The organism is Bacillus sp. HMA207, assembly GCF_003402455.1.
GTDB classification, from domain to species: domain Bacteria; phylum Bacillota; class Bacilli; order Bacillales; family Bacillaceae_G; genus Bacillus_A; species Bacillus_A cereus.
Map to the genome: position 1 here is coordinate 1,503,028 of NZ_BEZT01000001.1, position 24,933 is coordinate 1,527,960.

The window sequence follows — 24,933 nt, forward strand, 5'->3', positions numbered from 1 at the left end:
TTGTAGAAATAAAAGGTGTTTCCATACGTGAAAACACCTTTTATTTCTATATTTTTTACTTTTTAACTTCAACTGCTGAAGTTGGAAAGTTATTTAAGTTTGCAGTTTGACCATACCAATCAGCATGTTTAAAAACAACACCTTTTCCATATCCGTCAGTTGAAGTACGTTCCCATAGTGTTGTTGAGTAGCTAGCAGTAGGAGCTGCTGTACGTACAGAAACAATTTGATTTTGCCAACTAGCAGACAAGTTTTTATAACCGCTACTTAGAGAAAAATACTCGCTACCTTGATTTGTAAGTTTATAGAAGTCTGTACTACCAGGTCCGCTTCCTCCAACACCAAGGGGAGTGATTGAATGATTCAACCTTTGTTTATCTTTTTCAATAAAAGACTCTAAACTTTCTTTGCTCGAAAATCCATAAGATAACCAGTCTCCATTTTGATTTTGTTTCGGTAGAACTAACGTTATTTTTACGTCTTCCTTTGATGGAGCACTCAATTTGTTAAACGAATCAACAGTCTTTTCATCTACAGTTACATATTCGAAAGAGGAAATCGTATAATCTTTTTCGGTACTAGCTGATACTGATCCCAGTCCTCCAGTTAACGACGAGACAGTTAATAATGCACCTGCTACCAACTTTTTCAGCATGGATTCATCTCCTTAAAACTTAGATTTTTTACATAACTAAAATGTATGTTAATTTGAATGTTTTATAAATATTTAGAAATTTATAAAAATTAAACAGAATATTCTTTTATTATTCTGAAGTAAGGAAAGTAATTAAAAATGAAAAAAGGTTTACTTAAAAAGTAAACCCTTTTTGCTGACCTATTTCAAAACTCAATGGATGAAAGTTTCATTTTATCCATCTATGAATCATACACTTCTTTTGCATTCGTAGAAGCAGCATCTAATAAAAGGAAAATGGCTGCTATCATATGTAGAAAGATGTCTATATAAGGAAAGAAGGCAACTAGAGTAACGATAATACCGATATACTGAGGGTACGTATTCATGCCTTCTTTTTTAGCTAATAAAATAGTAGTGATATGAAAAACAATCAATAGTAGTAAAGGTAACCCATATAGGTTAACAAGACTTGGAAATACATAATAACAAGGAAGTAATAAAAGATGATAGATCCCTGTAGTCCACTTTAGTGCTTGAATGTAGGTTTTCAAAGTTAATCCTCCTAAAACAATTCATATCTATATATTACCAAAAATAATAGGTAATTGGATATTGTTTATTTGTATTTTTAATAGATTATAATAATTTTATGTAAACTAATTGTTAGGTATCTATAAAATAGAAAAACCACCCAAACGAGGGTGGTTCGTATTATAAATAACTACTTAAAGAAGAAATCGGAACCTTCACTTCACTACCTTCCTTCATATTCCGCAGCATAACGGTTTCTGTACTAAGTTCGTCTTCCCCAATAATAAGCACATAAGGTATATTCTCTTTATTGGCATAATTAAGGGCGCGTTTTAATTTGCGTCCTGCTAGTTCAAGTTCGACTTTTAAGGAAGTGGTGGAACGTAATTGCTGGGCAATTTGTAAGCATTGTAACTCTGTCCCAAGCGGGATGATAAATAGAGCCGCTGTAGATGAGATTGTTTCTTTCTGCGATAGTGCTGTATAAATAACGTCTAAACCGAATGAAATACCGACTGTTGGATAGTTTATATTATCACCACGGAAAGCTCCGATAATGTTATCGTATCGACCACCGCTACCGATGCTAGATGTAATCGATCCATCTTTTAAAAAGATTTCATATACAGTACCTGTATACATTGTGAGTCCTCGCGCTAAAAACGGGTTGAATATCGTATTTTCATTTATTCCAAGGGCGATTAAATATTGCTGTAATTGTTGTAGTTCGTTTACTCCATCGGCAACGAGTGGATTATTGAAAGTTTCTTTAAAGTCAGCGATAGTAAGCTTTAGACAAGATAATACGGTATTACATATCGTATCAGCCATTTCTTCAGAAATTCCGCGCTCTAATACATCTTTTCGTACACCATCAATCCCAATCTTTTCGATTTTATCTAATGATAAAATGACGTCACTTGTTAACTCAGTAGGGATGTTAATGGCCTGAAGAATACCATTTAACAATTTTCGGTTATTATATTGGATCGTTATCTCTAAGTTTAACGTTCGGAACAGTTCAAACGCCATACCCATAAGTTCAGCTTCTGCCATGACAGACTCAACACCGACGATATCAACGTCGCATTGTATAAATTCACGAAATCTTCCTTGTTTAATTGGCCCATCTCGAAATACTTTCCCAATCTCATAACGTTTAAAAGGGAGGCGGAGGTTCGGATTCATTGCCACAACTTTTGCGAATGGAATAGTTAAATCGTATCGTAAGGCGAGCTCACGTTTCCCTTGATCCTGAAGTGTATATATTTCTTTTAATATTTCATCGCCACCGCCGTACTTGTAAGACATAAGCTCATACATATTTAACGTCGGCGTTTCTAAAGGTTTGCATCCGTATCGTTCAAACGTATCTTCACAAGCTCTTTTAATTTTATTTCGCAGCACTTGTTCTTCTGGTAAATAGTCTTTCGTTCCTTTTACATTTCTCATTTCCATCATAATCACTCCTTTTTTAAATTAAAAAAAGCTATGCAGGTATAAAAATACCCACATAGCTTTATGAACGCTTCGTGGGTCAACAGGAAAAGCCCTGTACCCACGAAGAAAAACTTTTCTTCGGATACACGGCGTTACGTATGATGATGAAGTTGGAAAGAAGTATTAAAATTTCGCATGACAAATCTCTCCTTAACGTAAGTTTTTCCAAATTATATCAGATGATTTTTGAATTATCAATATTTTTAGTTTTGAAAAATACGTGAAGTTATGTAGGAGAAATGGAAAAGGGTGTATAATAAAGGAAAACTTAATGATATGAAATAAAGTTTTAAGGAGAACGTTATGAAAAAAGATAAAACAAATGCGATGCGAATATTAGATAAAGAAAAAATTGAATATTCGATGATGTCATATGATCCAGACGATGGGAAAATTGATGGCGTATCAGTAGCCGAGAAAATTGGACGAGAAGTGAGAGAAGTATATAAAACGTTAATCGCTCAAGGGAATAGTAAAAATTATCATGTGTTTATTATTCCGGTAGATGAGGAACTAAATTTAAAAGCTGCCGCAAAAGCAGTAAGTGAAAAGAAAATTGAAATGATTCCTGTTAAAGATATTACGAAAGTGTCAGGATACATTCGCGGCGGTTGTTCACCAGTTGGAATGAAAAAGTTATTTTCTACATGTATCGATGAAAGCGCCCAATTACTTGATAAGATGATAGTGAGCGGCGGGAAAATTGGTATACAAATTGAGCTGAAAGTTGATGACTTGGCGAAAGTGACGAGAGCGCAGTTTGGAGAGGTAACGAAGTAAATATACATAGGAAAAGAAGTTCTGGTTTTATCCCGCTATTCGCCGGGCAGTAAGTAAGACCCTCACCTCAAAATTCAGCGGAAGCAAAGAAATTAGGTGGGGATTAATTGCCCGTAAAAGCACGATTGGTGAGGGCTGATAATCAGTGGGGATGAACAAAACCCCCACTGATTAAAGTTTCACTTTATTGAATTTAGATAATAATTTATAGGATAGTTAGTCCATTATGGGGCTGATTGTCCTTTTTTATTTACAAACTGGATAAAGATTGAATGTTTAGTTTGATATAGGCATGTAATCTGAATTGTTTGTTTGGCTTTGGGAGGAGGACAAAGGCTCGGTGCGAGGACTTTAAATAAGTTACTCTTAAAGATAGACAAGTGACGGGAGAGTGTTTAATGGAGGTTCAAGAAATACCCTAAGAAAGCACGTATTGGGGGGCAGTGTTTTGGCCCCCATCGGCTAAAAGTATGAAAGATTTTATACAGTTTTTTTGCTAATCCAGTAACAAACAAGAACACTAAAACCGCGTTAGGATAGGAATGTATAAAAAATGTCTAGATTCATAGAACTAAAAAAGAAGTTTCACTTGTGAGAGCAGGGTTCTCCTTTTTCATTGCTACTGATAATGAGACGTTATGTTAACTAATTTTGAATATCGTATACAGACTAAAAACAGAGAAAACTTCCTGTTGTGTAGGGTATTTTTTCTGTTTTTTTGATGATAGTTGTTAACTGATTTCTCACATTTCAAAAAAACTACTTTTTTGTTTGCTTGTCCACACCATTTCACCTCTTTGTGAATTTTATAGTATTAAAGGAGGTGAAAAGAATGAATGAAGATATTATTTCAATTGGAGCAAATTGTATAGTGAGAATTAGAAACAGATTCTTTCTTCTAGTAGAAATTGAAGTGGAATTTGGAAATGTAGCCATAGAGGAATTTGTTTTTATTCGAATATCTGAGCAAGAAGCTAGAACATTGTTAGCAGGGGGTATTCAACGTTGTACTATTTCCAATTGTATTCCTAGGTCTCATGATGATTTAGAAGTAGAATTCATTTGTGTTTTAATCGTAGGTGGGGAAGCATTTGCGGTTTTTGATGTAGAAGACGATGTTGATGAAGCTGTACTTGTTCCAATTTCATTAAGAGAAGCCGAGCGTTTAATCTGTAGAGGAGCAAGACGATGTACAGTTATTAATAGATAAGAGTAAGCCTTTTGGGTACTAAAGAGGTTTCATTTTGTGTGGCTTCTTGTAAGAATGATTATGTAAATATGAATATCCTCCAGAGTACTTAACTGGAGGATATTTTTTAGACTTCTAGATGTATTAACTACTGATAATGAGACGTTATATTAATTAGGTTTGGATATTGTATACATCGTCTTTTCTTCAACTAAGAGTGCAGATTCATACAGTAAAAATTACTTTTTTAACTATAAAATAAGAAGAAATGAACCTATATTACTACTGATAGAGCTATGTTATAATGAAAATAAGGGTTTTATCCTTATTTTCATTATATAGGAGAGTGTTGAACATGATTATCAAGTTCATTCGTTTACGTTAATTTTAAACACAATTCGTTATGCCCGACTATTTTTTTCGAAATGTGTGGGTTTATTTGGTTGTGTCTTTTTTTATTAACTAAATACGAATGAAATGAGGAGTTAATCATGACTGAAAAGATTATTAAAATTAATAAAATTGATATATGTACAGAGAGCTTTGGCAATTCAGCAGATCCAGCAGTCTTACTAATTATGGGAGCCATGTGTTCAATGGTTTATTGGGATGAGGAATTTTGTCAACAATTAGCTGATACGGGCCGATATGTTATTCGTTATGATAATAGAGATGTCGGACGGTCAACTACTTATGAACCGGGGAGTTCCCACTATACTGTGGTAGATATGGCTGATGATGCGATTGGGGTACTCGATGCATATCATATTGACGAAGCACATATTGTTGGAATGTCATTGGGTGGAATGATTGCTCAAATTGTAGCCTTAAGGAACCCTGAGAGAGTTATAAGTATAACTTTGATTGCATCAGGTATTTTTGGTTCTGAAGATAACGACCGAAATTTGCCTCCGATCGATGAAAAGATACTCGCTTACCATACTAATGCGGCCAAACTAAATTGGTCGGATGAAGAATCTGTTGCAAATTACTTGGTTGCAGGATCAGCATTACTTTGTGGTTCAAAGCATAAATTCGATAAGAAGAGGGCTTATAAGCAGGTAGAAAACGAAATAAAACGGGCAAATAATCTACTCAGTATGTTTAATCATTCCCTTCTTAAAGGTGAGGATTCTTATGAGGGGAGATTAAAAGAAATCAATATACCTACTTTGGTTATCCATGGTACAGAAGATACAGTGCTTTCATACGAGCATGGTCTTGCTCTTGTTAATGAAATACCGCATGCTGTGTTACTACCCTTAGAAGGATCGGGTCACGAGATTCACTGTGACGATTGGAATCATATAATCAACGCTATTTTGAATCATACTTCAGTCCTGTAATCATTATAGAAATCGTATAAAACAAAAAATATTTGGAAAAAGGGTTACAATCGAATCTGTAACCCTTTTTTTCTATTAAAAATCAATTTTAGAACTGTTACTCATTTAAAGAATAGTAATACGCTTAGTTATTGGTATTTATTTCCAATGATGAAAATTATGTAAATAAGCTGTTCACTGGATTCCCATAGAAAACTGTGGTGAGATGAGATTTTTGATTTTGAAGTACTTCAAAATCTTAGCTAGATGGCTATGTAGCGGTACCCACATTAAAAATGCAGGAACATATCAAATATGTTCCTGCATTTAATTTTATTAAGTTTAATATCTATGACCTAAATATAATAGAATTTGGAGCTTCTTTTTATTTTAAATAAATTGGGTAATTAGATTATAACTTTAATATTTGTGATTGAATATAATAATAATATAATGGAGGTGATGTTATATGGCTCTTACTACAGGACCAATTGAAAACGTAGGAAATCAACCTGCTAATGCAAGTAAAGTTAGGGTGAAGATCCTTAACCGTACTGCGGGCCCACTTACTGGAGTAGCTAGAGTTTTTAGACTTGACGGTTCATTAGTATTAATTGAACAGGTAAACTTCAATGTGAATTCTAATGCTTCTACTTTTGCAACTCTAAGTTTAGTTCATCCTGCTCTTGGACAAGCATTTGAATATGAAGTTCAAATTGTTCCTAATCAACCTGGTGGACTATATAGTGTTTATGGACTAACAGCTGAAAATGTTATTATTACTGCACAACGTGTTGTGAACTCAGAATTGACACAGTTTCTTTAATTAAAATAGATTGGTGCCTACATGGTATCCAATCTATTTTTGTACGTATTATTCAGAGAAAGAATGGTTTTACACAAAAATAAAGATAGTTATGGAAAAGGGAAAAGTCGAGCTATCATCTTAATTTTTATTATTTCTGTCTTAGACCGTATCTGTTTTGTGGCACGGTTTTCTTTGAATGCATTTTATTCAAACTGTTTTTTAAAGTATTTATCAAATATGCATTATTGCATAAATAAATTTAAATTTATAAGTTAATATTAAACTACTTTTTAGTTGTAAAGAATATGTTAATAATCTTTATAAGAAAAGGATATTCCTTGTAAAAAGTGAAATTGTTTGGAATGTGAATAAACAAAAAGTTTAGAAGTGATACAGACTGGATAGAGTCTTGTATTAAATAAACAGAAAAGGGGTATGGGTTTCTAAAAGGTTTCGGGGGTTAGAAAGCACTTTTTAGTTAATAGCTTTAAATTATATTTTAAAGGGGAATGGGTATATGAAGTTTCGAAATACAAAGATTGCTATGGTTACACTGTCTTCATTTTTTATTTTAGGTTCTGCATCTCTATCATTCACAGATACTATACACGGTGAAGTAGCTTCTGCATCAGCACAAGAGATTATTGTGAAAAATTATGATGATACATATTATAATAACGCAATAGGAAAAACGGGGTTAGAATTAAAGAAGGAACTGCATAATATTATTGATAATCATACAAAGCTATCATACAGTGCGGTTTGGGAAGCAATAAGAGATACTGATGAAGATCCAAATAATAAAAATAATGTGATACTCTTATATACTGGTCGTTCGCAAGGGAAACTTACGAATGGATCAGGAGTAAATAACTGGAACCGAGAGCATGTTTGGGCAAAATCTCACGGTGACTTTGGAACGACTGCAGGACCTGGAACAGATCTACATCATTTAAGAGCGACGGATGTATCTGTAAATAGTTCACGTGGAAATCTAGATTTTGATAATGGTGGTGTGAATCATTCTGAAGCGACAGAATGTAAATATGATAGTGATTCTTGGGAACCTCGTGATAGTGTAAAGGGAGATATTGCTAGAATGCTGTTTTATATGGCTGTTCGTTACGAGGGAGACAACGGCGAAATAGATTTAGAACTAAATGAAAAAGTGAATAACAATAAAGATCCATACATGGGGAAACTATCTGTCTTATTAAAATGGAATGAACAAGACCCGGTCGATGATTTAGAGCGAAAGCGTAATGAAGTGATTTTTACAAAATATCAACATAACCGCAATCCTTTTATTGATCATCCAGAATGGGTAAATAAAATCTGGAACTAAGATTTTTAAAGGTATTATATTTTGATAAAAGGGATTGATCATTATGATCAATCCCTTCTTATATTTTTACTAGAATAAATGATTTTTATAGGACTAGTGAGGGAAATAGAATAGATATTTATATGGAACGATAGTACTTATTTATCTAGTTAAGTATTTAGTAAGGTCCCCACTCAATATTCACCCCAACAATAAGAAAAACAAGTCCAATGATAAACCAAATGAGTGCAAGTGGAGCCATGAAACGAATCCATTTTCCATAAGAAATCCCGCTTGCTGCGAGAACGCCCATTAAAACACCGGAAGTTGGATTTAAGCAGTTTACTACACCTTCTCCGAGCATAACAGCTTGTACTGTAACTTGGCGTGTAATGTGCATAAAATCAGCTAATGGAGCTAATATCGGAATAAAAATAACCGATTCTCCTGTCCCGGATGAAATGAGGAAATGTAATGCGGCACTACTCACATACATGCCGATAACACCAAATACAGGGTTTTGTCCTTCGAGAGCTTGTGCGAGTTGGTTAACAATTGTATCAAGCAATTTTCCTTGTTCTAAAATGACTGAAATACAGCGAGCCATTCCGACAATTAAAGCACCGTAGATAAGGTTTTGGCAGCCAGTTAGAAAAGTAGAAGCGATATCGTTTGCTTTCATGCCACCTATTATTCCGGCTGTAATTGCTATGAAAATAAAAGTAGCGGTCATTTCTGCGTCCGTCCAATGTAGACGAAAAGCGCCTATTAAAAATGCAATTAATGATAAAGCTGAAACGAGTAAAATTAATTTATGACGTATCGTCCAAGGAACTTCCTTTTTCTCTGCTTCTTTTTCGCTTGAAAGAGCGTTACTTGGAAACCAGTTGTCGCCAAGGATGCTTCCTTTATTCGATTTTTTCAAGCGCTTTACATACCAATTTATATATAGAATGGTAGCAAGTAAAAAAGATATATAAATTGCTGTGCGTAAACCAATTCCCGAAAACATCGGAAGTTCTGCGATCTTTTGTGAAATGCCTAAAGGTGAGGGAGATAAAATAGTAGCATTAAAACCAGCATAAGTACCTAAATAAATAATTGCTACACCGACGATAGCGTCCCATTTTAACGTGCGTGCAACGATGATGCCGATGGGGATAAAACCGATAACTGAGTTAACGATAATACCAGTCGTTCCAAGAATAGAAAAAAGCGCAGCAACTATACAAATGAAAAGTAATTGCTGATTACGAAATTTGTTAATAACATGATAGATTAAACCGTCAAGAGCACCTGTTTTTTCAAGAATTGCAATGGCTCCACCTGTAAATAAAATTAGAAAGATAATAGGAGCAGCAAGTGTCATTCCTTTTTCAATAGCGGTAAAAAAAGAAACAAATCCTACGGGTGATTGCGGAACAGAATGGTAGCTACCTGGTATTGTCGTTGTAACGGTCCCGTTTGTAACCCTTTTAAATTCTCCAGCAGGAACGAAGTACGTAGCAATGGCGCAAAGTAAGGCAATAAAAAATAGTAGTACGTACGCATCAGGCATTTTAAACTTTGGTTTACTAGGTTGTTTTTTTGCCTCAGTTTGTATTTGCATAAAATCCCTCCTTCTTTACTTGGTTAATTTTTAATATTCTGAATTTAATCTGTGAAATAGATTATAATAAAGGTAGCTTCTTAAGGCAATAGTTTTTGTATCCTTTCCCGTACATACAAATTATTGCAATATTAGACAGGGAAACGATAATAAGCCAAGAATATGTTATGTAGAAAGAAAAAGGAAAAGAGGGAACAAGATGTGGAAAACTACTGATCTATGTGATGAATTTGAAAAGGAATTACAAATATGTCGCCAGTCTTTTCGGTCTTTTGGGAAGAAAGAACAATTCCACGGGAAAATTGCAACTGTAAAAGTGAAAGATGATAATGTACTAGTGAAGGAAGGATTGCAAACATTACCAGAAGGAACAGTATTAGTTGTTGAGGGCGGAGCGTCTACTAATTGTGCGTTACTTGGTGATAATTTGGCAGCTATTGCGGAAGAAAGAAAGCTAGCAGGAATTATTGTGAATGGGTATGTTCGTGATTCTAGTGAACTAAAGAATATTAATATTGGTATTTTAGCGTTAGGAACGATGCCAAATAGAAGTGTGAAAGAAGGAAAAGGAGAACGAAATATTTCATTGCACTTTGGACAAGTGGATTGGAATCCAAATGAATATGTTTATGCGGATGAAGATGGCGTCATTATTAGTGAAAAGAGTTTACATCGTTAAGAGTTAATAAGTTATTATTCTTAGAAAATAAATCCGATAAAGCATGGACAAAATTCTTTGTCAATAGTAAAATAATACAGAAATTTAAAATTTACAGAATGTATAGGTTTATCGTTTTACGATAACTTAAATGGAAGTAAGTTGTGCCAAGAAAAGTGAATGTTATCACAATGATACGTTCATAAACAAAATTATTTTTCCTATACAAATATAGCCGCGAATAATGCGGGTAGGAGGTGTTGTACATTTTTGTTCGACACTTACAAAAAGAGAGTGTCAATCGCACGCCCTTGAAGGGCCTTTTTTTGTGTAAATGGTAGTAAGGGAGGAAATTTTGGGATGGCAATGTTGAAAAAGTGGCTGCTTACGTCGTTAATGGCAGTGACACTTGTATTTGTTTCTTTTGCGAATACAGTACATATTACGTTTGCTGAAGGAAATACAGCAAAACTTGCAATTATTGGGGAATCACAAAAGGGCATTATGTTATGTCCGAAAGAAGAGCAAATTAAAGATGGGGAAACAGCTTTAAGTTTGCTGCAAAAGGTCATGGGGGACAAAGTAGAATCTGAAACAATGTCGTTTGGAACATATGTAAAAGAAATCGATGGTTTAATGGCCGGGGCTACAAGTGCTTGGCTATATGATGTAAATGATAAGTCTGCAGAAGTCGGAGCAGATAGTTATAAATTAAAATCTGGAGATGTTGTTGTCTTTCGCTTTGTTTCAGACTGGAGCAATATAAGCCAGGAAACATTGAAAGAAACGTTAGATAAGTTCGGGACGTGTAAAACAGAAGAACCTAACGGTGGCAAACCAGAAGAACCAAAGACGGATGATCCAAAACAAGAAAAACCAGAAGAACCGAAGACGGATGATCCAAAACAAGAAAAACCAGAAGAACCAAAGACGAATGATCCAAAACAAGAAAAACCAGAAGAACCAAAGACGGATGGTTCAAAACAAGAAAAACCAGATGGTACAAAAACAAATGATGAAAAACCAGAACAACCAAAGCAAGAGAACATTCAAAATCCAAGTGCACAATTAAACGAAGCCATTTCTAAAACATCAGATAAGATGTTACAAGATGGAATTGAAAGTGACTGGGTAGCTGTAGCGCTTTCTCGTTCTGGAAAGAATGTGCCAATTGAGGCAAAATTAAATTATGTTAAGTCAGTAACTGAAAAAGTAGAAAAGCGCATTAATCGTTTTTCAGCGACAGATTTAGCTAGAACAATTATTATGATGAATGCAATGAGTGCAGACCCTAAAAATGTAGGTGGACATAATTTAGTTCAAAAATTGTATGAGTCAGATAAAGTGAATTCTGTTACAGGTTATGCATTTGCTTTACTTGCATTTGATACGAAAAAGTATGAGATTCCAGTTGAATCAAAATGGAACAGAGTTGCTCTAGTGGAAGCACTGTTAAATAATCAGCATACAGACGGTGGATGGACTTATAATAGTTCAGGTAGTAAAGATAGTGCTAGTAGCGTTGATGTAACAGGTATGGTTTTATCAGCATTAGCTCCTTATCAAGAGCGATCAGATGTGAAACCAGCTATACAAAAAGCTGTTGCGTATTTATATAACGAACAGCTGCAAAATGGCGGTTTTTCAGCTGATGGACAAGAAAATTCAAATAGTACTGCGCAAGCAATTATTGGATTATCGCTTGTTAAAGATGTAGATCAAAATCGTCTTCATAAGGCAATGCAAAACCTATTATCATATCAACTTTCAAATGGTGAATTTAAATGGTTACCAAGTGATCAAAATGGTAACGGAATGGCTACAGAACAGGCTCTTTTAGCATTACTTCAATTTAAGGAAATGGGAAAATCTATTTATGATTGGTCTAATGTAGACGCTGGTAATGTAATTAAGCCAAAACCGATTGAAGAGCCAGAAAAGGTCGTTGAACCAGAAAATAATGTAGTAGAAAAAGAAGTTATTGAAGAACCGAAAGAACAAAAACAAGTACAACAAGAAACAAAAGATGAAAATCTAAAAGTAGTTGTAGATAACGAACCGGTTAAGAATAAAAAAATCGGAAACGGTAACAGTCTACCAAAAACAGGAGCATCTTCTCATGGTGCAGCAACAGAAGTAGGTATGGGTGTATTATGTATTGCTTCTGCATATGTATTATGGAGACGTAAAGCAGCTTAACAAAAAATTAGGAGCAATTATTTGCTCCTAATTTTCGTATGAAAGGTGAGAGATAGAATGAGTAAGGTGAAATGGTTCATTTCTTTACTGCTTTCGCTCGGGCTACTTGCCGGATGTGAAGAGGCAGCTGTAAAGCCTGAGAAGAAGGTAGAACCGAAGCAAGAAGAGGTAGCGAAACAAGAAGAACAAAAAGATGAAGTGAAGCCGGAAGAAAAAACAGAAGAAAAGCAAGCTGAATCAGAGCAAAAGCAGCAAGAAGAACAGAAAGAGAAACAAGAACAAAAAGTAGAAGAGAAGCCGAAAGAGGAAAAGCCGCAGGCACAACCAGAGGTAAAGAAAGAAGAGAAACAACAGGAACAACCGAAAGAACAGCCGGCTGTAAATAAGCAACCAGAGCAGCAACAAGCACAAGAAGAGAAACAACAACCGAAAGCACCAGAAGTAAAAGAAGAAGCAAAGGTTGTGAATCAGCCGAAAGAAACACCGAAGCAGGAGCAAAAAGAAGATCCGAATAAAGCGGAGAAAACGATACCGACTCCGACCGTTCCAAATTCTGAACAACGAAAACCAGATCCGGTTCCACCGCCTAAACCACAAGCAAAACAAGTAACAATCTCGGTAAAAGGAAATAACGGATATATAATGGGTGCGAAAAAGATGGATGTACAAGAAGGCGATACAGTGTATAAAGTATTGCAACGTACAGGATTAGATGTTGATGCAAGCGGATCTAGAGATAGTATTTATGTAAAAGGTATTAATGATTTATATGAAAAAGATATTTCGGATACTAGTGGTTGGAAATATCGTGTGAACGGTGCTTTTCCAAACCATAGTGCTGGTGTAGTTACGGTAAAACCAGGAGATACAATTGAGTGGGTATACGTATTACAATAAGAAAGGCATTCGGTAAAGGGCTATGAAAATAAGTTTTTCTTCTTTACATCCTTTTGTGAATTTTTTCTATTATATCGGGGTGATGATACTATGTACGATGTGTCTTCATCCTCTTTTTTTAATTGGAGCAATAGTATTAATTATTATGTTAAATGTGATGCAAGGAAATAGCGAAAAGATAAGAAAGATGCTACCGAGCACAATTGTTTTCTTTTTTATGGTAATTTTATTTAATTCGTTATTAACGCATAGAGGTCGAACTACGTTATTTTGGTTAGGTGATAGCCGTATTAAGCTTGAGGCGATTATGTTTGGAATAGTAATGGGGTTATTACTAGTTGCAGTTATGTTTACGTTTGCGTCATACAATGATATTATTTCCAGTCATAAATTTTTATATTTGTTTTCAAGAATTTCACCGAAAGTTGCATTGTTAACGATGATTACAGTGAGATTTGTTCCTTTGTTTATAAGACGATTAAAGAAAATCACACTCGTCCAAAAAACGAAAGGTGTGCAGGTAGATTCAGGTTCGATAATTGAACGCGTCAAAAATGGTATGCAATTGCTGCAAGTATTATTAATTTGTTCATTAGAAGATGCACTGCAAACGGCAGATTCTATGCAAGCTCGTGGATTTGGTGTAACGAAGCGTACGACGTATATTCGCTATAGAATGGAGAGGCGTGATTGGTATACGCTCAGTTATTTAATCATTTTATTTATAGCTGCTATTGTATGTAGTAATTATGGCGGAGGGAAATTGATTATTTATCCGAAAGTCGAATCTATTTTATTCCAGCAATACGATGGAATGATGTTTGTATTATTTACACTGTTTATTAGTTTACCAATTATGATGGAAGGGAGAGAATGGATATGGTGGCGCATGCAGAAATAAACAATTTATCATTTGTATATGCTGATGAAAACGAATACGCGTTACAGCATATTTCTCTTTCTGTTCAAAAAGGTGAGTTTATTGCACTTGCTGGAGGATCGGGATCTGGGAAGACGACGTTATTAAAACATTTTAAAAAGGAGTTACTTCCAATTGGTACGCGTTCTGGAGAGATATTTTATGAGGGTGTTTTAATAGAGGAAGTAGCTGATTTGTTATCTGCCCAAGAAATTGGGATGGTATTTCAAAACCCAGAAAACCAGATCGTTATGGATACAGTGATTCAAGAATTAGCATTTTCTTTAGAAAATATCGGATTACCATCACATATTATTCAAAAAAGAATAGCAGAGCTTATTAGCTTTTTAGGATTTCAAGATTTATTGCATCAATCTGTTCATACGTTATCTGGTGGGCAGAAGCAGCTTGTCAATTTAGCTGCGGTATTAGTTATGCAGCCGAAATTGCTATTATTAGATGAACCGACAGCGCAGTTAGATCCAATCGCTGCAAAAGAGTTTTTAGGATTATTAAAACGGATTAATGAAGAACTTGGAATTACGATTATTTTAAGTGAACATCGTTTAGATGAAGTTATCCCGCTTGCAACACGCGTTGTTTGTATGGATAATGGCCGTATTATGTATGATGGTAGTCCTAAAATTGTTATTACGGATATGTGGGGAGTAGAAACATTCCGTCCATTTATTCCGCAAATTCCAAGGCTATTTTTAGAGTGGAATGTGAGAGATATTCCGTTTACAGTGCGAGAGGCGCAAATGAAAATGAATGATTTTGCAGCGATATCATATGTAAATGACCCAATAGCACAAAGTGAAAAGCAAGAGGTAATTTTAAGCGCAGAGCATATTTCGTTCCAATATGAAAAAAATAGTCCGCTTATTTTACGTGATTTATCAGTTTCGATTGAAAAAGGAAAATGGGTAGCGCTCGTTGGGAAGAACGGTACAGGTAAGTCTACACTGTTAACGATTTTAGCAGGATTACAAAAAGCGAGAAGAGGAAAAGTAAAGTGGAACGGAAAAGTGATACATAAAATCGATTCGAAAGAACGGTTTAAAAGTATTGGGTATGTATCGCAGCATCCGTATTACCATTTTACATTTGATACAGTATGGGACGAGGTTTATGAACGTGCGCGTGAATTATATGGAGAACAAGGAAAAGAAATAGCAGAAGATACGCTAAAACAGTTTTGGTTGTATTCGCTTAAAGAACGCCATCCGCACGATTGTAGCGGAGGAGAGCAACAATTACTTGCGTTATGTACGACGTTGTTATCAAAGCCGACTTTATTATTACTGGATGAACCGACAAAGGGATTAGATCCATGGAAGAAAGAAAGAGTAGGAGAGCTATTTAGGAAGCTACAAAAAGAAGGTACAACAATTGTAATGGCAACGCATGATATTGAGTTTGCAGCGAAATACGTGGATCAATGTATGATGTTATTTGATGGAACAGTCATTATGAATGATGCACCGAAAGAATTTTTTAGCGGCAACTTCTTTTATACAACATCTATTAATCGATTCATTCGAAAAGAATTGCCATATGCATTAACGTGGGAGGATGTGTACGAAGCTTGTCCAAACGATATGTTGCATTCATAATATGTATCTTTGCAGTAATAATCGGCACATTACTCTTTACGACACTTGTCATGGACGGTTATTACATGTTAAGTAGTTTGTTTATATTAGCGGTTATTATGTTACCTTTCTATATCCGTTTTGAAAGAAAGGCGTTTGTTTCACGTGAAATTGTTCTCGTTGCTGTATTAGCGGCAATTGCAGCAGTAAGCCGGGTACCATTTTCTATTTTACCAAGTGTACAACCAACTTCTTTTGTCATTATCGTTTCTGCAATTGTATTTGGAAGTGAAACTGGTTTTATGATTGGTGCTACAGCAGCAATCGTATCTAATATTTTTTTGGGACAAGGTCCATGGACACCGTGGCAAATGTTTTCGTGGGGCATGATTGGTTTTATAGCAGGTTTACTTCGTAATACATTTTTTATGAAAAAGCTATGGGGGAGACTTCTTTACGGAGTAATTGTTGGCTTTTTATTTGGCTGGATTATGAATTTCTGGGGCCTTCTCGGTTTTATACGAGAAGCAACATGGGAAACTGTCATTTCGTATTATATCGCAAGTTTTTACTTTGATTTGAGCCATGCGATTTCGAATGTTATTTTCTTATTACTATTTAGTACTTCATGGATTACGATTCTTACAAGATTTAAAAAGAAATACGGTATATTAGATGAGCATAACGTGACATAGAAAAGCATACTCATATAAGGTAGGGTCGCGACTTACATATTCGTTTGCCTCTTTCATGCTTCTTACATAATGTAAGGAGCATTTTTTTGTCAAAAAATCGATTCAATATGCATCCGCTATTATATAAAATTATTTGTATAATTGTAGGTGAGAACTTTTTTCAAAAGGGAGGTGTATAGTTAATGAAGTTAGTTATTCCGAAGCAACATGGTGCATGGGCTATGCTTGTTATTCCTTTTTTATTAAGTGTCATACTTGGGAAACCTACTATTTATCATATTCCATTGTTTTTAGCGTGGTTCTTTATCTATTTAGCCACGTATCCATTTCTTACGTACATAAAGCAAAGACGAAAAAAAGAGTTTTTACAAGCTGCCATTGTTTATTTTATTATTGCGTTCCTATTTGGGACGATTTCTTTATTATATGAGTGGCGAATTCTTTTATTCGTAATAGTAATGATTCCATTATTTATAGTGAATATGTATTACGCTCGTCAAAAAAATGAAAGAGCACTATTAAATGATATTTGTGCGATTATTGTGTTTTGTATCGGTGGGTTAATTAGTTATTACTTTTCAATGAAGCAAATCGATCATACAGCTATATTTATTGCACTTATTTCATTTTTATACTTTTTAGGTAGTACGTTCTATGTGAAAACGATGATTCGTGAAAAAAATAATCCGAAGTATCGTCTTATATCTTGGGGATATCATATCGTATTAACGATAATTGTATTTGCGATTAATCCGTGGTGTTCTCTTATTTTTATACCAAGTGTCATTCGAGCAATTGTGTTGTATGGCAAAAAAATTTCTATTATAAAAGTAGGAATTTTAGAAATTGCTAATTCTGTATATTTTTTAATCATAACGGCAATAATTATGAAGTATGCCATTTGAAAAAACTTCCCATCAATTGATGGGAAGTTTTTAATCTTTTTCTAAAATGTGAACGGTGTACTCGCAACGTTGAATAGCTTGTTCAACAGCATAAAGTGATTGTTCAATACGAGCGCGATTAAAATCTTTTTCAACTGTTTCGAGCGCTTCTTCTAAACAATTTTTAGCTTCTTGTAATGATTGAAAAGAATCTTGTACATATCCGCGAGCATTTTGATGCATTTCATAATCCTCCTTGCATGTTCGTATATGGGTAGTATGAACAGTAAGGAAGAAAATATAATTTGTTATATTTATTATATTTGTTTGACAATTAAAGTGGAATTACGTATAGTAAGAATTAAGTGAATATTTTCTTATCCAGAGAGGTGGAGGGACTGGCCCGATGAAACCCAGCAACCGCGATGCAGGTGCTAATTCCAGCAGAACATATTTGTTCTGGGAGATAAGACGAAGATATATACGTAACTTCTTCTTATCGGAGAGGTTTTTTTATTGCAAAAAAACCGATTACGAAAATTTATATTAAGAAGAAAGGGGTTGCGCATTACTGTGACACTCGAAAAATACGTAAAACTGCGTAGTACAGTTTATGAATATATGATAGAGCAAGATAAGCCGATATCATTGTTAGATATTCAAGAACATATCGTTTCGCATCATGAAGGAAAATTCACGAAAAAGATGTTGCATCAATTTTATTTATCAAGATTATTAGACGAACTAAAACTGGATGGGAAAATTACATTAGCTGATGAATATCTCTATGCTGAAAAAGGGGTATTGTATAAGGCGAGAAAAGGGAGCTAAGCTCTCTTTTTTCTTAAAATAACGGAGTATGTAGAGTAAAAGACTGCTAAAGCAGCCTGATACAGGGAATGGTGTTGAGTGTGTAGTGTCAAAAATTGAATGTGCCTGAAAGAGGCAATTCATATCGGCTGCAAATGAAAAGAGACACCTTCGCCGAATAGGTGTCAGTCGTTTTGTCACGTAGACTTGCTACTTAACAGTAATTAGAATAACATGCAGGATTTTTGAAGTCAAAAGGGAATTAAAGGAAGGGGTACAATTATGTACGCTTACTTATTAAAAGATATAACGAAATGGATCCCAAAGTACATTGTAGATAAGGGATATGAATATTATGAAGATGGGCATGTAGAAGATGTTGAAATACAAGATAAAAAAGTGTTTGCTTTCGTTACTGGAAATGCAGGGAATTATGAAGTAGTTATCGATCTCGAAGATTTTTCAGAAAGTAACTGTGAGTGTCCCTATGAAAATTATTGTAAACATATGGCGGCAGTTGTTTATGATATGCAAGGTGCTGGTGAGAGTGCAGTTAAAGAGAAACTGAAAGATTTAGAAAAAGAAGAGTTACTTATATTATTAAATCGATTGTTGCAAAGTTCGAAAAACGTACAAATTGTAGAGAAGTTATTAAAGAAGGGGAAACTTTAACGTATAGAGGGAGTTGTTTTGTAGTGAACGTACTAATTATATATGCCCATCCTAACCCTTCAAGTTTTAACGCGGCAATTTTCAATCATGTGCAAAAAGGACTACAGGAAACAAATCATTCAGTTACCGTACTTGATTTATACAAAGAACAATTTGATCCAGTCCTCGTATTTAATGAAGAGAAGAAAAGACGCGATTTAGTAAATGAAGAGGAAACAGCTCGGTATAGAACGTTAGTAGAAGAAGCAGATACACTTTTATTCATCTATCCAATATGGTGGTGGGGGATGCCAGCAATTTTAAAAGGTTTTATTGATCGTATTTTCGTAGCTGGATTTGCTTATAAATATGAAGGGGCTCTGCCGAAAGGATTATTGCAAGGGAAAAAAGCGTGGGTTATTAATACGTTAGACTCGCCTCTATGGTACGTCGCATTGTTATATCGATCAGTAGATTGGATTATAATGAAGAGAGGTGTTTTACGTTTTTGTGGCATTCGCGATATAAAACGGTCAGTGTTTCAATCTGTGAAAACGAGTAAAGTATCAAAGCGTGAGAAATGGTTATTACAAATAGAAGAAAAGGCTCGTGCATTATGAATGAAGTCGATCGTATTATAAACTGTGTTCAGTATGATGGCGAACTTTTTCGGAAGTATGTTACATGTTTACTTCAATTGAAAAAATGTAGCGAAACATTTCAGCAAATTCAAATAGAGTTAAGAAATGATTATTTAATAAGAGGAATTTGTGAAAGAGAAGTTGATGAGGTAGTACGGGGAAGTAAAGAATATGAAATGCATTTTCTTCCTAAAGTATTACAGTGGAATTTTTTGAGGGGAAATCCACATCTAATTAAAAAAGTGTGCGAAGATTTTTTTGCATTTGAGTCATTACATCTTACGGAGTCAGGTGGGAGAAGATTATAAATTGCGTGGGAAATAAGTGATTTATTATGTAAAAAAGCTAGTATAAAACTAGCTTTTCGTTTAAATAAATAAGAAACATAGACTAATAATAAAACCCGCATATAGTAAGTTCACAACACAAAATCCCATAATGTCACGAGCACCTAAACCAGCTATCGCTAATGCTGGTAATGCCCAGAAAGGTTGAATTAAATTCGTCCAAGCATCGCCCCATGCAATTGCCATTGCTGTTTTTGCAGCAGGTACACCAAGTTCAGCGCCAGCTGGAATCATAATTGGTGCTTGCACAGCCCATTGACCGCCGCCAGATGGAACGAAAATGTTAACAATGCCAGCACTTAAAAATGTAAAGAGCGGAAAAGTCGTTTCATTTGAAATGCTAATAAAGAAATTAGAAATAGCTCCTCCAAGTGAAAGTCCTTCACTATTTACTCCAATCATCATGCCCATAATTCCTGCGTAAAACGGAAATTGAAGTAAAATGCCAGAAGCACTTTTCGTAGAGTCTGAAAAAGCACGAATATACTGAATCGGAGTACGGTGGAAAATAAGACCTGCAATTAATAACATAAAAATCACGATATCGAGAGTAAGGTTAAAACCTTTCGTATAAAAGTAATTGAAAATATAAATGAGACCTAACAATCCAACGCAAAGTGTAATAATAATGCTATTTTCCATCTTTTCAGCGAACGTATTTTTTTCTACTTCTTGAGCAGCAGCTTCTTCATGGAACACGCTAGGATCTACTGTAATCGTATGTTTTTCATCTGGATGCATCGCTTTATTAATGAGAGGCATCGTAATGAGAAAAATAATAACTGGAACGAGAGCGTATGGTGAGAATAACGTTTCTGTTATTGGAATCGCCTCTTTAATACTTCCAGCAGTCGTTTTAATTAACGTTTCACCGCCTGTTGCTAACGTAAGAGGGATAGAGGCAGAAAGACCGGCATGCCAAATGAGAAATCCAGAGTAAGAAGAGGCGATTGCTAGTCTATAATCTAATCCGTCCAGCTGCCTTGCCACTTCTTTTGCGTATAAAACAGATACAACAATTCCAAAGCCCCAGTTTATGTATGCACCGAGTAAACTTACAATTGAAATGGCAATAATGCCTTGTCCAGTTGTTTTTGGTAGTCTGGCAGCTTTCGTTAATCCTTTTTTAATAAGAGGAGCATTTGCTAAAGCAGATCCAGTCACGAGTACAAGTGCCATTTGCATAGAAAAGGCGAGGAGTCCCCAAATTCCATTACCTCAGTGATTAATCATTTCTACAGGTGTTTGGTGAGTCGCAAACATACCAAAGAAGATAACGAAAACAGTTAGTAAACATGATAAAATAAACGGTTCTGGCAAGAAGCGTTGCACTAAGGCGACGCAACCATTTGTAAAGGAACGAAACAAAATAGATCAACCTCCTTATGTATATGTATTACAATTATTCGAGGTTGTTTAGGAGATAACCTTCAATATAAAGAAAATTCAGATATTTACAGAGTGGTAATTTATTGATAGGTTGATATAGAGCCTTGTATCAAATTCTGCTTTTAATATACTAGAAGAAAACGGTTGGAAATGGGGTAGCACTTATAGGGATAGTATAGAGAAAGGTTACTAGTTGGCTTCAAAGCAACTGTTGCAAAGGGAGAGGAGATTCAATACAATAGTGTTGCATTACATGAGAAATATGTTTTAGCACAAATCTAGCTAAAAATGTTTATACAAATACATTTAAAATTGATGGGGGAATTATGATCAAAAGTTTTTATCTTTTAAAGCCTAAAATGTTTACGGCAGATATATATTATAAAGTTTTTATTACAGGTGACTGTATATATTTTATAAAGATTGGCGGACAGTTTCATAGCCGACATGCTTATAAAAAACAATTACCTGGTATTTCAGAGCTATTGTTTTTGTTTTGGTTCAAAAAAATTGAGAAAAAACAATTAAACTTAGAAACTGAAATAGATGTAAAAATACATACTGGCGATGTACATGAACTCTTGCAATTAAAGAATAACTTTTCAATTGAAATAAATATAATTGAAGAGGTACTATTAAATAAACGAGGAACGTTTCATACAGGTTTTAATGATAATGGAACGATTTCCTTCATGTTAAAAAATGGTCAAAAAATAAAGTTCATCATCCCGGAAGAAACTTTATTTTCATCTATAGAAGAAATTTTCGACCAATATGAACAGACAATCTTTGTAAGGGAAGTGTTTTAATACATTCTCCAAAAGATGTGGATGTATAAGTTAAACGCTCAATTAAAATTGTAAACTGCTTATAAAATTTTCGATAGGTGTATTTTAGGTAATTGTTTTTTCAATCTTTTCTAATAACGAAAAGATAATTGGTATAGTAGTGTAAATAATGTACTGTAATGAAAAAGCTTCCACTACTGTGGAAGCTTTTCTAAATGATGTGCAATATCAATATACATATTTGAGTAAACCGAATGTATTTCATTACTTGGCGTTGCGTTAGAAGAGAAATGAACGATCACCATATTTGTTTTTGGATCGATATAAAGTGTTTGTCCGTAACTACCTAACACTTCGAAAGCACCTTGTTCATTGTGCGGAATCCACCATTGATTATGATAAGAAATGGAAGCTCCAGGGCCAATTGCAAGTTCACCTTCTTGGACATTTTTTACACTTTCTGTAATAGAAGAAGGGAGAATGTGTTTTCCGTTATATTCCCCGTTGTTTAATAGTAATTGCCCGAATCTCGCCATATCTCTAGCAGTTGCATTTAATCCAGCACTAGCTTGTTCTACTTTTGTTTCATCTGTAACGTAATACGCGTTTTCTTCCATACCAATTTGAGACCAAATTCGTTCGCTTACATTTTCAGCCAGTGATTTACCAGTAATAGTTCTAATAATCCAAGCGAGCGTTTCTGTTGATCCGTTATTGTAAGAAAAGGCAGAACCAGGCGGTGCAGTTTCTTCGGCTTCCCGTAACATATCATAAATTTTCATCGGACCGTCGTAATTTTTGCCGCGGGGTAAAATATTGCTAGCTAAATATAATTGTGCATCTTGATTTTCTAGCCCAGGTTGCTCATATCCATGAGTAGGATATTCAGCTGAAACTTGCATGTCCATTAATTGCTGAAGTGTGGCATTACCGAACGGTGTGTTTTTTAATTCTTTTATGTAAGTGTCAGCTGTTTTCTCTAAATCGATATGATTCTCTTCAGCGAGAGATTGTATAATTGCCCCGGTAAAGACTTTTGCTAATGATGCCATACCATGAGGTTCATTCTGTTTATACCCATTGAAATATCGTTCGTAAACAAGTTGTCCATTATGTACAACGACAAAAGCATCTGTTTTGTTATCATCTAAAAGTTTTTTTAGAGGAGTTGTATTTCCGAATCTACGCTCCACAGCAAAATCGTCTAAGTTTTGCAATGCGGAAGGGAAGTGAGCAATTTGGTCAGGATTGTTTTTTACGTCATTAACTAAAGTGAATTCTTTCATGTGTGTGTACGACCAACGTAAGTAAGGGTCATTTAACCAGTTTTCTTTTGTCACATTATGTTTTGATGGGGGCGTTTTATTTTGTTTGAAGTAAGTAAACCCAAGCCCTGTAATTACAAATATGAATGTTAGTATAAGTAAGAGTAGGGGAGATTTTTTTAGTTTCATATATGGCCCTCCTTTTTATTTCTACTATAAGTATACGCTCGTCTTGAAAGAAATACAAAATAAGGAAAGTAAACGGGGAAGTTTACTTTCCTTATTAACGTTAAGCGGAAATTTTTCCGTCTGTAGGTTGTTTCTTGAATTTTTGTTTTCGTCCGTGTAATCCATAATATAAAAGTAAAGTGAACGCAACGATAATAGCTGCGATAAAATACATATTATGATAACTGGATTTCGCTGCGACAATACCTAAAATGAAAGAACCAAAACCAATACCACTATCAAAGAATGAGAAATACGTAGCTGTCGCAGAACCACGTCTATGGTTTGGAGCGGCAGAAATCGCAATCGTTTGGAAACTCGGAATTAATGTCCCGTAACCTAAACCGATTAGCATACCTGCGCCAAGGAACCAAAATGAAGTTTGTGCTTGGCTTAATATGAACATTCCGATTGTGAAAATAATGATAGCAGGGTAAACGAGTACATTTTCACCGAAGCGATCAAAAATCTTTCCTGTAAATGGACGAGAAATGACAACAACAAGTGCGTATAAAATAAAGAAGTAACTTGCAATTTCACTTAAACCGAGTTCTTTCGCATAAATAGGAATAAAGGATAAAATACCACTATAAGAAAAGGCTAAAACAAATCCTGTAAGTGCAATCGGAATAGAAGATGGTTCGATTAAGTCTTTCCATTTCATTTTTTCACGTTTTTGTTTGCTAACAGGTGCTTCGTGCGGAATATCTACAAGTAGTCCTAATAAAAATGCAAGTAATGAAAATACGGAACAAACGATAAATAATACAGTAAACGAAAAATGAGAAATAATTGTTAAACCTAAAAAAGGACCAATTACCATCGGCAGACTCATAAATACGCCGAAATATGCAAGCGCTTCGCCTCGTCGATGAGCTGGCGCAACATCAGTTACAATCGTACCAGTAGCTGTCGTTGCCATCCCGAACCCAATACCGTGCAAGAAGCGAAGGGCAAGTAATAAGAATAAACTTTGCGCACCGAAATACATAACAGTAGCGGCTAAAAATAATGAAAGTGAAATAAATAATATTTTCTTTCTTCCTAAATCATCGAGCCATTTTCCTGTGAATGGTCTACATAAAACAGAAGAAATAAGAAACACAGTTGCAACTAAACCAATTTCCTCAGGTTTTCCTTTTAGGCCGTCTATGACATAGACAGGCAGAGTAGTCATAAGCATGTAAAATGTTAAGAAAAGAAATAGACTACTAAAACAAGTTCCGAGGAAATCCTTCGTCCAAAGTTTCTCACTTTGCATCGT

23 protein-coding genes, 2 pseudogenes and 1 riboswitch are annotated in these 24,933 nt (G+C 34.9%); of the genes and pseudogenes, 17 read left to right on the forward strand and 8 right to left on the reverse strand.

Annotation, left to right across the window (positions count from 1 at the left end; genetic code table 11):
- Positions 1–55: 55 nt before the first annotated feature.
- From HMAS_RS07935 to HMAS_RS07945, 3 genes are all read right to left on the reverse strand, one after another.
- Complete coding sequence (locus HMAS_RS07935; protein WP_000914421.1) at positions 56–655, reverse strand: hypothetical protein; 600 nt, start codon at positions 653–655, stop codon at positions 56–58.
- Between the two features lie 221 nt (positions 656–876).
- Complete coding sequence (locus HMAS_RS07940) at positions 877–1,188, reverse strand: hypothetical protein (RefSeq protein ID WP_000860724.1); 312 nt, start codon at positions 1,186–1,188, stop codon at positions 877–879.
- A 160-nt stretch (positions 1,189–1,348) separates the two neighbouring features.
- On the reverse strand, positions 1,349–2,626 hold the full coding sequence (locus tag HMAS_RS07945) for a histidine--tRNA ligase (protein WP_116344748.1): 1,278 nt from the start codon (positions 2,624–2,626) through the stop codon (positions 1,349–1,351).
- A 345-nt stretch (positions 2,627–2,971) separates the two neighbouring features.
- Between HMAS_RS07945 and ybaK the strand changes: the two genes are divergently transcribed.
- The 5 genes from ybaK (at position 2,972) to HMAS_RS07970 (ending at position 8,115) form a co-directional block, all read left to right on the forward strand.
- The gene (gene ybaK / locus HMAS_RS07950; RefSeq protein WP_000710857.1) at positions 2,972–3,448 is read left to right on the forward strand and encodes a Cys-tRNA(Pro) deacylase; all 477 of its coding nucleotides are present in this window, start codon (positions 2,972–2,974) and stop codon (positions 3,446–3,448) included.
- A gap of 832 nt (positions 3,449–4,280) precedes the next feature.
- Positions 4,281–4,658, forward strand: a complete 378-nt coding sequence (locus HMAS_RS07955; RefSeq protein ID WP_001001282.1) for a hypothetical protein — start codon at positions 4,281–4,283, stop codon at positions 4,656–4,658.
- Between the two features lie 470 nt (positions 4,659–5,128).
- On the forward strand, positions 5,129–5,983 hold the full coding sequence (locus HMAS_RS07960; protein ID WP_025708764.1) for an alpha/beta fold hydrolase: 855 nt from the start codon (positions 5,129–5,131) through the stop codon (positions 5,981–5,983).
- Between the two features lie 448 nt (positions 5,984–6,431).
- Entirely contained in the window at positions 6,432–6,788 is a 357-nt protein-coding gene (locus tag HMAS_RS07965; protein ID WP_116344749.1) for an ATPase, read from the forward strand.
- 499 nt (positions 6,789–7,287) lie between these two features.
- Positions 7,288–8,115 (forward strand): endonuclease I family protein, encoded by an 828-nt coding sequence (locus HMAS_RS07970; RefSeq protein WP_000672188.1) that lies wholly within the window; start codon positions 7,288–7,290, stop codon positions 8,113–8,115.
- A 157-nt stretch (positions 8,116–8,272) separates the two neighbouring features.
- Here HMAS_RS07970 and HMAS_RS07975 read toward each other — a convergent pair whose 3' ends face one another.
- Complete coding sequence (locus HMAS_RS07975; RefSeq protein ID WP_001166965.1) at positions 8,273–9,703, reverse strand: YfcC family protein; 1,431 nt, start codon at positions 9,701–9,703, stop codon at positions 8,273–8,275.
- A gap of 199 nt (positions 9,704–9,902) precedes the next feature.
- On the opposite strand from HMAS_RS07975, the gene rraA reads away from it, so the two are divergent.
- The 7 genes from rraA (at position 9,903) to HMAS_RS08010 (ending at position 17,571) form a co-directional block, all read left to right on the forward strand.
- Positions 9,903–10,382: a ribonuclease E activity regulator RraA gene (gene rraA, locus HMAS_RS07980; RefSeq protein ID WP_000266044.1), complete on the forward strand. Its 480-nt coding sequence runs from the start codon at positions 9,903–9,905 to the stop codon at positions 10,380–10,382.
- 339 nt (positions 10,383–10,721) lie between these two features.
- A complete protein-coding gene (locus HMAS_RS07985) occupies positions 10,722–12,560 on the forward strand; it encodes a DUF4430 domain-containing protein (protein WP_001241088.1) in 1,839 nt (612 codons plus the stop codon).
- Between the two features lie 57 nt (positions 12,561–12,617).
- Positions 12,618–13,457, forward strand: a complete 840-nt coding sequence (locus HMAS_RS07990) for a DUF4430 domain-containing protein (protein ID WP_000048898.1) — start codon at positions 12,618–12,620, stop codon at positions 13,455–13,457.
- A 22-nt stretch (positions 13,458–13,479) separates the two neighbouring features.
- A complete protein-coding gene (locus tag HMAS_RS07995; RefSeq protein WP_002178524.1) occupies positions 13,480–14,358 on the forward strand; it encodes an energy-coupling factor transporter transmembrane component T in 879 nt (292 codons plus the stop codon).
- A complete protein-coding gene (locus HMAS_RS08000) occupies positions 14,331–15,992 on the forward strand; it encodes an ABC transporter ATP-binding protein (protein ID WP_025708760.1) in 1,662 nt (553 codons plus the stop codon). The genes HMAS_RS07995 and HMAS_RS08000 overlap by 28 nt, the downstream gene beginning before the upstream one ends.
- The gene (locus HMAS_RS08005; RefSeq protein WP_000044901.1) at positions 15,965–16,666 is read left to right on the forward strand and encodes an ECF transporter S component; all 702 of its coding nucleotides are present in this window, start codon (positions 15,965–15,967) and stop codon (positions 16,664–16,666) included. The genes HMAS_RS08000 and HMAS_RS08005 overlap by 28 nt, the downstream gene beginning before the upstream one ends.
- Positions 16,667–16,848: 182 nt before the next feature.
- Positions 16,849–17,571 (forward strand): YwiC-like family protein, encoded by a 723-nt coding sequence (locus HMAS_RS08010; RefSeq protein ID WP_000779976.1) that lies wholly within the window; start codon positions 16,849–16,851, stop codon positions 17,569–17,571.
- Between the two features lie 30 nt (positions 17,572–17,601).
- On the opposite strand, the gene HMAS_RS08015 is transcribed toward HMAS_RS08010, so the two are convergent.
- Positions 17,602–17,793 carry a hypothetical protein gene (locus HMAS_RS08015; RefSeq protein WP_000554032.1) on the reverse strand — a complete coding sequence of 64 codons (192 nt, stop codon included), beginning with the start codon at positions 17,791–17,793 and terminating at the stop codon, positions 17,602–17,604.
- A gap of 131 nt (positions 17,794–17,924) precedes the next feature.
- A riboswitch (SAM riboswitch) is annotated at positions 17,925–18,023 on the forward strand.
- 100 nt (positions 18,024–18,123) lie between these two features.
- On the opposite strand from HMAS_RS08015, the gene HMAS_RS08020 reads away from it, so the two are divergent.
- The 4 genes and pseudogenes from HMAS_RS08020 (at position 18,124) to HMAS_RS08035 (ending at position 19,980) form a co-directional block, all read left to right on the forward strand.
- A complete protein-coding gene (locus HMAS_RS08020; protein WP_000171476.1) occupies positions 18,124–18,381 on the forward strand; it encodes a hypothetical protein in 258 nt (85 codons plus the stop codon).
- A gap of 261 nt (positions 18,382–18,642) precedes the next feature.
- Positions 18,643–19,032, forward strand: coding sequence for an SWIM zinc finger family protein (locus HMAS_RS08025; RefSeq protein ID WP_000271527.1), 390 nt, complete (start codon positions 18,643–18,645; stop codon positions 19,030–19,032).
- A gap of 23 nt (positions 19,033–19,055) precedes the next feature.
- Positions 19,056–19,631: an NAD(P)H-dependent oxidoreductase gene (locus HMAS_RS08030; RefSeq protein ID WP_001101573.1), complete on the forward strand. Its 576-nt coding sequence runs from the start codon at positions 19,056–19,058 to the stop codon at positions 19,629–19,631.
- Positions 19,628–19,980: pseudogene (locus HMAS_RS08035) on the forward strand (group-specific protein). The gene HMAS_RS08030 and the pseudogene HMAS_RS08035 overlap by 4 nt, the downstream one beginning before the upstream one ends.
- Before the next feature lie 40 nt (positions 19,981–20,020).
- Here HMAS_RS08035 and HMAS_RS08040 read toward each other — a convergent pair.
- Positions 20,021–21,367 (reverse strand): annotated as a pseudogene (locus HMAS_RS08040) (short-chain fatty acid transporter).
- A 347-nt stretch (positions 21,368–21,714) separates the two neighbouring features.
- On the opposite strand from HMAS_RS08040, the gene HMAS_RS08045 reads away from it, so the two are divergent.
- Positions 21,715–22,197, forward strand: coding sequence for a hypothetical protein (locus HMAS_RS08045; RefSeq protein WP_000597308.1), 483 nt, complete (start codon positions 21,715–21,717; stop codon positions 22,195–22,197).
- 173 nt (positions 22,198–22,370) lie between these two features.
- On the opposite strand, the gene HMAS_RS08050 is transcribed toward HMAS_RS08045, so the two are convergent.
- Together HMAS_RS08050 and HMAS_RS08055 are read right to left on the reverse strand one after the other, a co-directional pair.
- Positions 22,371–23,630: a serine hydrolase domain-containing protein gene (locus HMAS_RS08050; protein WP_116344750.1), complete on the reverse strand. Its 1,260-nt coding sequence runs from the start codon at positions 23,628–23,630 to the stop codon at positions 22,371–22,373.
- 100 nt (positions 23,631–23,730) lie between these two features.
- Entirely contained in the window at positions 23,731–24,930 is a 1,200-nt protein-coding gene (locus HMAS_RS08055; RefSeq protein ID WP_001190318.1) for an MFS transporter, read from the reverse strand.
- Between the last annotated feature and the right edge of the window lie 3 nt (positions 24,931–24,933).